Genomic DNA, 11862 nt, shown 5'->3' with positions numbered 1-11862 from the left:
CACGTCTCCTTGCTTCACGTTATCCGTTACGGTTCGATACTGCTGAAATACGCTTTGACCGCGTCCTGGTAATCGCCCGGAATTTTCCCTTTTTCCAGGCTCTCGCGGGCAAACGCCGCGTACTGGCCGTATACCTCTTCATACGGCCGGGCTCCCCCCGACGACACCTGTGTCGTGGTGCTTGCCCGGGATTGGGAGGGACCGGCTCCGAGCGGCCCGCCCACGGTATCGGTCGGCCCTTCTGCGCCGATGCGGGGCGATGGGACGGTCACCAGTTCATGGCTGCCTGCGCCTAGACCCGCACCCGGGCCCTGGACGCCGCCCTGGCCGGAACCTGCCCCCGCTCCGGCACCGCTGCCGGAGCCCGCCCCGTTCCCGGAGCCATTGCCCGCTCCAGAACCGTTTCCCGCCCCTGCTTGGCTGTTTCCGCCTGCGCTGCCTGCTCCTCCGTCTGCGGGTGTCCCTTGGCCCTGCCGGGAGCCTGCTCCCGAGGAAGCTGTCCCCGCGGCCCCGGAGGCGGGAACTGCCGGTCCCGCGCCTGCCATTCCCCCTGTTCCCGTGCCGGAGCCCATCCCCGCCTGGCCGCCGCTGCCTGACGAGGAACCGGCCGCCGCCACCATCATCTGCGACTGCTGCAGCGCGGCCATCGCCTGCGCCGCCAGCAGCGCTCCCTGCTGGGCCTGTGCCCCCTGCTGCATGGCCTGCAGCAGGCCGGATTGCAGCAATGCCATGGCCGGCTGCACGCTGCCCTGGGCCAACTGCTCAGCCACCTGCTTCAACTGCTCCGCCGTCCGGGCCGCGTCTTCCGCCCCGGCAGCATCGGCGGCCTGGGCCAACTGTTCCGCCGCTTTCTGCAGCTGCCCGGCGAGAGCTTCCCGCTCTTTGGCGGACAGCGCCTCCACGGCTTTGGCCGACTGGCGCAGCGCTTCCACCAGCGCCTGCCGGTCCCCGCTGCTCAGAGACGCCGCCGCCTGCCGCAGCCCCGGATGCTGCTCCAGCGACTGCCGCAGACGCTGCAGCGCCGCCTGTTTCGCCTGTTCGGCCTGTTTCCATCGATCCAACCGCTTTTCCGCCGTCTTCAGCGCCTGGAGCCGTTCGGTCTGACTGTCCGCCTCCGCCAGCGCCTTTTTGGCCTGCGCCAGTATCTCTTCCAGCTGCTTTTTCTGCGCGTCGCTCAAGCCCTCGGCGGCTTTGGCCTCCTGTTCCAGCTTCGCCACCGCCTCCTGTGCCGCTGCCTGCGCCTCCCGCTCCTGGGCCAGCCGAGCCAGCCTTTCATCCTGCGGGTTGGGCCAGAAGAGCAGCAGGAGACAAAGAGAAAGCAGGCATCCTGCCGCGTACGCAGGCCGTTTTGCATCAGGCAGGACGGGGATGCTCTCCAGCACCCGCGGCAGCGCCTCGCGCAGGCGGCGAACGGCGTCCTCCCGCTGCGCGGCGGCAAGCGGCGACGTGTTTTCGCGGTGTTCCAGCGCCGTCACGACCCGCTCCGCCAGCCCCTGACGGTCGGCCAGCAGCGCGCACTCTCTCTCGTCCGGACGGCGAACGAAGGCGACGGCCGCTCCCGCCGCCACTGCGAGCAGGCAGACGGCGGCCGCGATCGCCTTGTAGGACGGGATGGGCACAAGGCGGGCGATGAGGAGAACCAGCAGGCTTCCCCCCAGCCCCCACAGGACGCCCGCCGCGAGCCTTAGCACCAGCTCCCGGACGGTCAGCCGCCTGCGGATCGGCCGGAGCAGCGCGAGCAGCTCATCTTTCTGTTGCCGGGTGGACACGACCCATCACTCCTCACCAGCCGCTTTTCGCAAACGGGGTCGCACCGGCTTGATCAGGTAAACGGCCAGCGCCAGGCAGACCACGGTGACGAACGCCAGAAAGAGGACGTACAGCCAGAACGGGTCCACGCTCACGAGCGAGAACCGGTTGCTGATCACCCTGCGCAGATCCTGAACCGGCCCCTCGTTAAAGATGCCCAGCATCCCGAACAGCGGATTGATGCTGTGCAGCAGGTCAGGCCACAGCGGCATCGGCGCACCGGTCGAATAGTACACCCGCCGCTGGTAGCGGATGAACTCGCGGATCACCTCGGCCAGGATGCTGGTGCCCGCGGCGTACCCGAAGACGACCGCGTAGCTCAGCACCGTGGCGATTCCCGTCCGTTTGATCAGCGTCGAGATCAGCACCCCGACGCTGCCCAATCCCAGCATGGTGATCAGGTAAAAGCCGAACACCTTCAGCAGTTGGGCGGGAGAGATGCCGCCGTACAAAAAGACGATCGCGTACAGCGGGATGGTGGCGAACACGAGAAACGTCATGAAGCTGAGCGACGCCAGCCATTTGCCCACAATCAGCTTGGTCGCGCTGATGTTGGTCGTCAGCAAAATGCTCAGCGTCTGCCGCTCCCGCTCGCCGGAAATCACCCCTGCCGTCAGCCCCGGCACGACAAAACAAATCATCGCCAGCTGCAGGATCGAGAGCACCATGAACAGTTCCCGCGAGCGGTTCGGGTTGTAGTGGCCGCCGCCCCCCGTCATCAGGTAGATAAACGTCAGCGTCACCCCGCCCAGCACCAGCAGGTAAAATGTGATGATCCACGGGGAACGGCGCGTCCGCATCCGCAGTTTCCACTCGTTTACAAGCACGGGGTTGCGCAGTCGCTGCAAGAGGTTCATGATCCCACCCCCTTCGTGATTTCCAAAAAGATCTCTTCCAGATTGCCCTGCGCCTCGTTGAACGCGGCCACCGGCAGACCCGCCACGGCCAATTCGCGCAGCAGCTCCACCTGCTGTTCGTCGTTTCCCGTAAAACCGGCGACCACCCAGTTGCCTTCCCGGGTGACGCCCGACACGGTCGGCACTTCACGCAGCCGGGTCATCGCTTCCTCCACGCGGTCCAGCAGGCGGATGCGCAGCACCCGCTTTTCCTGCATCTTCGCGTAAATCTCGTCCACTCTGCCAAACGCGACCAGGCTGCCTTCCTCGATGATGCCGATCACGTCGCACATCTCCGCCAGCTCCGGCAGGATGTGCGAGCTGATAATGATCGTCTTGCCCATGTCGCGCAGCTCTTTCAAAATTTCGCGCAGCTCGATCCGGGCCCTGGGGTCCAGGCCGGAAGCCGGTTCGTCGAGGATCAGCACTTCCGGGTTGTGCACGAGGCAGCGGGCCAATCCCAAGCGCTGCTTCATCCCCCGCGACAGCGAGTCGACGTACGCGTCCCGCTTGTGGCTCAGATTGACCAGCTCCAGCAATTGCGGAATGATCTGCCGGCGCTCCTGGGCGGGGATGTCGTAGTTGGCTCCGTAGAAGTCCAGGTACTCCTCCGCCGTCAAATTGTCGTACACCCCGAAAAAATCGGGCATGTAGCCGATCAGCCTGCGCACTTCACGCGGCTGCTTCGTCACTTCGTATCCGCCGACGTACGCCTGGCCGCTGGTCGGCTCCAGCAGGGTGGCCAGGATGGCCATCGTCGTCGACTTGCCGGCTCCGTTCGGGCCGACGAAGCCGAACACGGTGCCCTTCTCAATCTCCAGCGTCAGTCCTTTCAACGCCTCCGTTTTGCCGTATCGCTTGACCAGCCGATTGATCTGGATCATGGACGCATCACCTTTCCTTCCACGCTGATCACCGGGATGCCGAGGTGGCGGTAATCGTTATACCCGTGCGAAAACCTGATCCGGAGCGTGCCATCGGGCGAGAGGTACACCGGCGTCTTGTCCCCGGTCATCGTGTTGTTGGCAAACGCCTTGTCGAACGGGTCAAACGAATGGGTCTTCCAGTTGTACACCTGCTTGTCAAACCGCGTATTGTCGTTCGACCAGGTGTAGAGGTAAATGTTCGTGATCTTCAGCCGTTTTTCCCCGGGTTCGATCGGGAAGTCAAGCGTGATGTCGCCCGCCTGCATCATGTACCCGTCGCCCTGGTCTTCCACCTTCACCGAACTGCCCGTTTTTACCGGCACAATCGTTCCGGCCGGGTAAACGACATAGCCGTCCGGGGAGGGCTTCAGCGACAGCGGCTGCGTCACCAGCGTCAGGCTGTCCGCCTGAAACCGCCTGTTCTTCACGTCCGTCTCCACCGCGGGGGTCCGCGTCCAGCCGACGAGCATGAGCGATGCGGGCTGGAAGCCTTTGCCCTGCTCCAGCTCGTTGATCATCACGCCCTCCCGGCTGGTTTCATACGGGTTGTGCGCATCCACATGCGGAGGGAGAAACACGCGGTTGTTTCTGTACGGAAGGACGGTACTGCCTGTTTGTGCCGGATTGAACGGCAGGTTGACCTGAACGCTCGATCCGGGCGCCAGTTCGGGAACCTTTTGCACCTGGCTGCCCGAGACGATGGCGACGTCCCGCAGCGCATACTTTGTCTTGTTGGTCACCGTCCCTTTCAGAGCGCCGTCGGCGTAGACGAGATCGGACACAAACGAACCGGCATCGGTGACGACCTGCTCCGTCCCCACTTTGCGCATGGACCAAAACTCGACGTCGCGGAACTGCACGAGCGTCCGGTCCGACTGCATCGAGACCCACGCCTGGGGCGACGCTTCATCGCCGTAGCGGTACAGAATCGGCCACACCTTGCCGCCGCCCTTCACTTCCAGCTCATAGTCGCCGCTTGTCGGCACAAACAGCGCCGTGACCGCCTTGATCCGCGCCTGTCCGTCCCCCTGCATCTGGATGATTCCGGTTTGATGCACGAGCGCGCCTGTCCCCCGCTGCAGCGCGCCGTACGAAAAAATGCCGGCGCCGGTGATGACGGCAAACACCGGAACGGCCACCCACATGTAGCCCTGCTTTCGCTTGCGGCGCAGCAGGTAAAAGAAGACCGGCCCCGCCAGCAGCGCGTAGCAGCCAAAAAACAGCGCCATCCACTTCACGTCCGGCAGTTGCAGGGCGGGAATCCGGTCGGCGGCTTCGCTCAACCCCCACATGTCGTTCATGGGATCGAGGTCTGTCCGCTGCAGCGCTGCGCCAAACGCCCTGGTCAGCGCTTCCGCCCAGAAACGGCCGTTGCCGCTCCAGCTTGCCACCGGCTCTTCTGCCAGGTCGTAGGCTACGTACAGCACTTTGCCCTCACCCAGCGAGCGGACCGCCATCAGCGGAACGCCGCCCTCCGCATAGATTACGCTGCCTGTTTTCAGATTTGCCGTGCTGACCGTAAACGGCTTCTCCAGCACAAGCGGCTTGTTTTTCTCCACGGCCAGGCTGGACAAGGTCGCAAGGCTGGTAACGCCGGTTACCTCCACCGGCGAAAGATCGGCGAGCGCCCCCGCCGTCTTGTTGTAGTGGGCACCGCCGGCCAGCACGAGCATGCCGCCCGACGCCGTCCAGTCGCGTATGGCCTGCACCTGCTGGCCGTTTAACCCGTCCAGGGCGAAATTGTTCAGTACCAGGATGTCGATCATCTCCAACTGCACCTTTGCCGCCGGGAACTGCTCCGCCTTCATCGGCACGACCCGCACCGGATTGGGAAAGGCCGTTTGGGGCATCGCCCCGAGGAAGTTGGCCGTGTCCGGGTCGGCCGCCAGCACGCCCACGAACAGCGTGTCCGGACTGTGCCGTCTCCCGCCGATCGACGTTTTGGCCACGATGTCATCGCCTTGCATCAGGGCCACGTATGTGTGGGGGCCGATCTCGTCTCCCCGTACGGTGATCGTTACCTGCTTGGTCGCTCCTTTGGCCACGGAGACGGGCTGGTAGTACCCCACGGAAAAATCGTCGCCGTTTCCGCCGTTGGCGGCTACGACCAGATTGCCTTCCACATCCGCTCCGCCGTTGCTGACCGTCACCTGAACCGGGACCATGCCCGCTTCCTTGTAGTCACCGCCGATGCCGGCCGTGACGCTCAGTTGGACAGCCGCCTCCGCCTGCGCCGTTGCCGCCCGGCTGTCGGGCAGTCCGGCCAACAGCAGCAGGCAGACGCACATGTGCAGCAGCCAGTGCTTGGACTTCGCCGTATTCATTCCTGCATAACCTCCACGAACAAATTCTTGTCGTTTACCTGTAATGACGTATGAAATCGACAAAAGGCTACAAGTTCTTTTGCAATTGTCGGTTGTCAAAACATTCAAACTTTATTCGCCTGCCAACGCGCAAAAGGCCACCCCGGGGGGTGACCCACACAAGCGCATGGCTGATCGACGCTGCCGCAGCGTCCCCTGGCACGGTCAGTTTTCGTACGGATCGCGCTGCAGCCGGGCTGGATCTGCCATGTCGGCCAAAGCGGTATACAGGTTGGGCAGATGTTCGGCCAGACGGTGGCACAGATACAGGTACCATTCCCTGCCGTACGTGACATACAGGCGTGTGGCGGCTCCCCACTGTCTGGCCGCTTTCGCCAATTCGGGGCGAATGCCGTAGAGCATCTCCGCCTCCACATGCGGCAGGGCGAAATAGCCCCTCTCCTGCGCGATGCGGATGATCGCTTCATCGTGAGTGGCAATGGAGCATGGATGACCTGCCCCGACGCACGCCTCTATCATCCGCACGTACCGCTCGTTCAGTTCGCGGCCGCGGGGCAGAGCGATCGACTGCGGTTCCTTGAACGCCCCTTTGACGAGCCGGATCTTTCCCGTCAGCTCCAGCAGCCGGGGCAAATCGGCGAGGGAGCGGTGCAGGTGGGCCTGCACGGTAATGCCGACGTTTCCGTGCCGGACGGCCAGCCGTTCGTACAGCTTCCAAATCGCTTCCGTCTTGTCCGATTCCTCCATGCTCACCATCAGGGATTGACCGCTTTGGCCCGCCAGAAAGGCCAGCTCGTCGGCGTGGGCAAACGCCATCTCCTCGTCGGCCGTCAAGCCGATGTGCGACAGATCGAAGCAGATGTCCGCCGTCAGTCCCTGCCGGCCCGCCTCGCCAATCAGCGCAGCAAACTCTTCTTTGGCCCGTATGCATTCCTCCCGTTCCCGGGTGTTTTCGCCGATGTATTCGAGCGAAATCCGGTACCCCCGGCCGCTCAGCCTACGAGCCACGGCCACCGCCTCATCCCTCGTTTCTCCCACCACGTAGCGCTTCGCCGCAGCCGACAGCATCCGGTAAAACAGGGGAGAATCGAGCACATGCGCCTTCAGCCGTTCATCGCGGGCAAACGTCCGAAGCGCGTCCGCCGCCAATTGCTGCTCTGCAGTCATGATGGACCACTCCTTTTGCCGTACTTTCCACTGCCACCATAACATGCTATGCTGACTTCGGTTAGGTCCACTTCCCCGCGATGCGGACAGGACCACTTTCGATATGGCAAAGCTGATTGTTCTATCGCGGAACGCAATCCCGCTGGATCAGGAGGTCAGCGGGCGTTTTGCGTTCGGATCCCGTCGAAAAAAGGAGGTGTCTTCTCTTGCTGTGGATTTCTCTCAACCGTTCCAAACCGGTCCCGTTGATTCGGCAGGTGTACACGGACATCCGGGCCAAAATCCTGCGGGGAGAACTTTCTGCCGGCGACAAGCTGCCGTCCACCCGCAAGCTGTCAGAAGAGTTGCGCATTTCCCGCAACGTCGTCCTGGAGGCGTACGACCTGCTGTTGGCGGAAGGCTATCTGGAAAGCAGGCGCGGCTCCGGCCATTTTGTGGCCCCCGGCATCCGCCTCGACGCCCCCGCCGCGGATGCCGCGGGGAGCGAACGTGCATGGACGGCGATTGACCGCGACAGCGATGATGGCGTGATCGACTTTCGTTCCGGCGTCCCGGCGCTGGACCACTTTCCGCGCGACGTTTGGGCCAAAGTCGTCCAGCGCGCCTGTCGGGAAGCGCCGCTCTCCGCCCTCGGTTACGGCCGCCCCGAGGGACGGGCGGAACTGCGCCGCATTCTCAGCCGTTACCTGTACCGCACACGCGGTGTCCAGTGCCGGCCGGAACAGATCGTCATCACGTCGGGAGCGACCCAGGCGCTGTCCCTGATTGCCAAGGTGCTTCTCTCTCCCGGCTGCTCCGTCCTGCTGGAGGACCCGATCACCCTCGACATCCAGACGATTTTTTCCTCGGCGGGGGCTGTCCTGCACCCGATCCCCGTGGACGAACAGGGCATGATGACCGACTGCCTTCCCTCCGGCAAATTTCCCCGCTTCGTGCTGGTGACGCCCTCCCATCAGTTTCCGCTGGGCGGCACCCTGCCGATTCAGAGGCGGATTCAGTTGATCCGTTACGCGCGGGACAACGACTGCTACATCGTGGAGGACGATTACGACAGCGAGTTCCGCTACGACAGCCCGCCGATCAACGCCCTGCAGGGGCTGGCCGAGGAGCGGGTGATCTACGTCGGTTCGTTCAGCAAAATCCTCTCGCCCGCCCTGCGGATGGGCTACCTGGTGCTTCCTCCCGCACTGGTGGAGCGGTATCAGGAGGCCAAATGGTACACCGATCTGCACACGCCGTCGCTCGATCAGTTGGCGCTCGGACTGTTTGTGGAAGAAGGCCACCTGGAGAAAACGATCAACCGCGTCAAAAAGGTGTACAAAAAACGCCGCCAGGCCCTGTGCGACGCCCTTTATGCCCACTTTCCCGAACAGGTGAGCACCCTGGGCTCGTCCACCGGCCTGCACATCGTGGCCGCCTTTCGAGGCACATCGTTTACGCCTGAACTGCTGACCTCCCTCCAAACCGCCGGGGTCCGGGTCTACCCGGTGGAAGCGCACGCCATCGTCAAGGGCAGGCACCACGACAAGATCATTCTGGGATACGGCAATCTGACGGAAGCGGACATCGCGGAAGGCGTCCGGCGGATGAAGAAGGTGCTGGGCTAGCGAGCCGGCAGCAAAAAAGACACCGCCATAAAGCGGTGCCGGAGGGTCGAAAAGACCGTATGGGGAAAAACCGGAGCAACCGACTGCTCACGCTGCCTTTACGGGGTGTGATCAGACTTGCCCGCAGCCGATACGACTGGCTGTTCCCGAAGAAAACGGGGCTGAAAGAACAGCGGATAGATCAGCAGGTACAGGTTGGGAATCCACCAGACTGGATCGAAATCCCCTTTCAACAGCCAAAAGGTGATCGCCTGCAGGCCGGAACAGGACGTCAGCACCAGCGAGATCAGCGCCAACGGCCGCCAGCAGCCGTTTTTCCTGTGATACGCGTACAGACTGGCAAATCCGGTGATCGAGATGAGCAGATCCAGCGGGAAAAACGAGAGATTCCACGCCACCAGATTGGCGTTGGTGTAGTCCTGGTACATGTACTCTTTCGGAATGAGTCCGAGAAAGCTGACGATCCAGTAGAGAAGAAAGCTGAGATCAGTCGCCCAAAAAAACCCTTTCAGCCGCTTCATCTGGCCTCGTTCTCCACCGCGACGCCGCTTTCCGGCCCGGCCGAAGCGCTTCCCCCGTGCGCATCGCCGCTCAGGTTCAGCATCACGCAGCCGACGATGATGAGCACGATGGCGATGATTTTTTGCACGGTGAGCACGTCCTTGAAAAACAGAAAGCCGATGACGGCAATCGCCGCCGTCCCCACTCCCGACCAGATCGCGTATGCCGTGCCCACCTCGAGCTGTTTGAGCGCCATGCTTAAAGACGAAAAGCTGATGACGTAAAACACGAACATCAACACGGTGAAAACAGGCCGGCTGAGCCCGTTCGACAGCTTCATGAACGTGGTTCCCGCCACCTCGAAACAGATGGCCAAACTTAGATACAGCCAGCTCATACGCTCTCCTCCTGACGTTTCCGGGCGCTGACCACTCCGCCCAGCAAAATGTCGATCACCGCGTCCAGCGCCTCGTGAATGGTCATCCTGTCTCGGGACGAGGCCTGCCGGTTGATCATCTGCTCCCAGGCGCCCACATACATCTGAATCAGGATGTCTGCGTTCACCCTGCGAAACACGCCTTGGCGCATCCCTTCTTCCAACACGGCCCGGACCTGGTCCCACTCTTCCTGAAAGCACTTGTCGACGAGTGCCCACTGGGCGGGATAATACCGCTTCAACTCGTACCACAACCGCAGGTCGGTGCCGCCAAACCCGCTCGGCACGTAGGCCAGCAGCCGGCGCAGCTTCTCCGTCACATCCAGATCCTGCCGGTTCACGATGGCCTCCATGCCGTCCCGCACTTCCTGGCTTCCCCGTTCGATAATGTGATGGATCAGCTCTTCCTTGGACGGAAAATGGCCGTACAGCGTCTTCGTGCTGATACCCGCACGGCGCGCAAGATCCGCCATCGTAAATTTGAGGCCTTTGGACTGAATTTCCTCGATCGCCGCCTGAACAATGCGTTCCTGCATGGACCATCAAGCTCCTTTTGGATAGAAACGAAGGAAAATCATTTGTTTTTTATATTTTCCTCACACCATGAAATGTAGAGGAATGCGAGCTGTATGTCAATCCTTTCCAAAACCGCACATTTTCAACTATGCACAATTTTGCTATTGTTAGGAGAAAAAACAGGAGGATTCCCATGCACATTCAGGACACCCCCGCTGCGCCTGTACGGTTTCTCGAGGGAGAACGGGTGTACTTGCGCCCCATCGGACTAGACGACACCGACCTCTATTTCCGGACGCTGTTTCACCCGGAGGTGCGGAGACTGACCGGCACACAGAAAAGCTTTACCCGTGAACAAATATACCGATACATCGAAGGAAAAACGCAGGACCCGTCGTCGCTCTTGCTGTTGATCGCCTTGCGGGAAACGGACGAGGTGATCGGCGACATCGCCCTGCAGAACATCGACGGCATGAACCGCAATGCCAATATCCGCATCGCCATCTCCTCCCAGGAACACCAGGGCAGGGGGCTGGGCACGGAAGCCATGCGTCTTCTGCTCGACTACGGATTCGGGATTTTGAACCTGCACCGGATTGAACTGAACGTCTTCTCCTACAACGCGCGGGCCATTCGCGCCTATGAAAAGCTCGGCTTTCAGCGGGAGGGCGTGCAGCGCGAAGCCTTGTACTACAACCACCAGTATCACGACTCGATCATCATGAGCATCCTGGAACACGAGTACCGGGCGAAGCACCTGAAGAAAAACGTTTAGTCGCCGCAAAAAGAGGTTGGGCATCCCCCAACCTCATTTCCGTCAATTCGTTTGCAAGCGGTCGCAGTAGAGATGAATCGCTTCCCGCAAAAACGCGGCCAGCCCTTCTCGGTACTTGTCGATATTGGCCGTAAAGCGTTCGTCAGCCACGTACAGCTCACCCAGCCCCCTGAAAATCTCCGGCGTGCACTCGTAGAAGTAGCGGGTGATATGCTGCCTTAGCTCCGCGACGCCTTCCTGAACGTGCGGATCGGCCGGTCCGTTTCCCATGGCGCCGACGATCTTGCGGGTAATGGCTTCCCATTCCCCCATGATGCGTGCCCAGTCGCTCTCCGTGTAGGCGTTCGTCCGTTTTTCCGTCTCGTCGACGATCGCTTTGCCGTACTTCTCTCTGGCCTCTGCCGCGTATTTCTCCTGGTGCTCCTTGATCTTTGTCATGTCAAAACCGCCAAACATGTCCTGTTTGTCCATTTCGATTCCTTCTTCAATGGAAGAGAGGGTTTTGTCCACGGTGCGGATGATCTCTTCCAGCCGTTTCTTTTTTTCCAGCAGCAATTGTTTGTGGGCCCTCAGCGCCTGCGTGCGGTCAAATCCGGGACTGTCCAAAATCTGTTTGATTTCCTGCAGGGGAAAGCCTATCTCTTTAAAAAACAAAATCTGCTGCAATCTCTCCAGGTTCTTGTCCGTGTACAGTCGATATCCGGCCGGGGTTATCGACTCCGGTTTCAGCAGCCCGATCTGGTCGTAGTGATGGAGTGTACGTACGCTCACGCCCACCAGTTCGGCTACTTCCTTCACCTTGTACGGCACGTCATCACCTCCACCTCGATCATAATTTATGACGCAACGTGAGGGTCAACAAAAAAGGGAACAGGAATTGTCTGGTCCTGTCCCCTCATTGTTTC

Annotated in this window: 11 protein-coding genes; 2 read left to right on the top strand and 9 right to left on the bottom strand. The window is 61.4% G+C overall.

All coding sequences use genetic code 11. From position 1 onward, the window contains the following. Window positions 1–26: 26 nt before the first annotated feature. From M516_RS0105450 to M516_RS0105430, 5 genes are all read right to left on the bottom strand, one after another. Window positions 27–1769: a hypothetical protein gene (locus M516_RS0105450; RefSeq protein ID WP_029098217.1), complete on the bottom strand. Its 1743-nt coding sequence runs from the start codon at window positions 1767–1769 to the stop codon at window positions 27–29. Window positions 1770–1775: 6 nt separating this feature from the next. Beyond that, on the bottom strand, window positions 1776–2666 hold the full coding sequence (locus tag M516_RS0105445; protein WP_029098216.1) for an ABC transporter permease: 891 nt from the start codon (window positions 2664–2666) through the stop codon (window positions 1776–1778). After that, entirely contained in the window at window positions 2663–3589 is a 927-nt protein-coding gene (locus M516_RS0105440; protein ID WP_029098215.1) for an ABC transporter ATP-binding protein, read from the bottom strand. Before M516_RS0105440 ends, M516_RS0105445 begins: the two co-directional genes overlap by 4 nt. Beyond that, entirely contained in the window at window positions 3586–5955 is a 2370-nt protein-coding gene (locus M516_RS0105435) for a DUF7408 domain-containing protein (protein WP_029098214.1), read from the bottom strand. The genes M516_RS0105440 and M516_RS0105435 overlap by 4 nt, the downstream gene beginning before the upstream one ends. Window positions 5956–6159: 204 nt before the next feature. Further along, window positions 6160–7122 (bottom strand): proline dehydrogenase family protein, encoded by a 963-nt coding sequence (locus M516_RS0105430; RefSeq protein ID WP_029098213.1) that lies wholly within the window; start codon window positions 7120–7122, stop codon window positions 6160–6162. A gap of 206 nt (window positions 7123–7328) precedes the next feature. Between M516_RS0105430 and pdxR the strand changes: the two genes are divergently transcribed. Further along, window positions 7329–8729 (top strand): MocR-like pyridoxine biosynthesis transcription factor PdxR, encoded by a 1401-nt coding sequence (gene pdxR / locus M516_RS0105425; protein ID WP_029098212.1) that lies wholly within the window; start codon window positions 7329–7331, stop codon window positions 8727–8729. 98 nt (window positions 8730–8827) lie between these two features. Here pdxR and M516_RS22785 read toward each other — a convergent pair whose 3' ends face one another. From M516_RS22785 to M516_RS0105410, 3 genes are read right to left on the bottom strand one after another with little or no spacing between them, the layout of a single operon-like run. Then, window positions 8828–9250, bottom strand: a complete 423-nt coding sequence (locus M516_RS22785; protein ID WP_035288989.1) for a YvaD family protein — start codon at window positions 9248–9250, stop codon at window positions 8828–8830. Then, window positions 9247–9627 carry a DMT family transporter gene (locus M516_RS0105415; RefSeq protein WP_029098211.1) on the bottom strand — a complete coding sequence of 127 codons (381 nt, stop codon included), beginning with the start codon at window positions 9625–9627 and terminating at the stop codon, window positions 9247–9249. The genes M516_RS22785 and M516_RS0105415 overlap by 4 nt, the downstream gene beginning before the upstream one ends. Next, complete coding sequence (locus M516_RS0105410; protein WP_029098210.1) at window positions 9624–10202, bottom strand: TetR/AcrR family transcriptional regulator; 579 nt, start codon at window positions 10200–10202, stop codon at window positions 9624–9626. The genes M516_RS0105415 and M516_RS0105410 overlap by 4 nt, the downstream gene beginning before the upstream one ends. A 173-nt stretch (window positions 10203–10375) precedes the next feature. Here M516_RS0105410 and M516_RS0105405 point away from each other — a divergent pair, with 173 nt between their 5' ends. Beyond that, window positions 10376–10957, top strand: a complete 582-nt coding sequence (locus tag M516_RS0105405) for a GNAT family N-acetyltransferase (protein WP_029098209.1) — start codon at window positions 10376–10378, stop codon at window positions 10955–10957. 42 nt (window positions 10958–10999) lie between these two features. On the opposite strand, the gene M516_RS0105400 is transcribed toward M516_RS0105405, so the two are convergent. Further along, the gene (locus tag M516_RS0105400; protein ID WP_029098208.1) at window positions 11000–11767 is read right to left on the bottom strand and encodes a MerR family transcriptional regulator; all 768 of its coding nucleotides are present in this window, start codon (window positions 11765–11767) and stop codon (window positions 11000–11002) included. Window positions 11768–11862: the final 95 nt, after the last annotated feature.

The sequence above is a fragment of the Brevibacillus thermoruber 423 genome, from assembly GCF_000454065.1.
Taxonomy (GTDB): domain Bacteria; phylum Bacillota; class Bacilli; order Brevibacillales; family Brevibacillaceae; genus Brevibacillus; species Brevibacillus thermoruber.
Note: the sequence above shows the minus strand (reverse complement) of the source record. Positions and strands in the feature narration are given on the sequence as shown.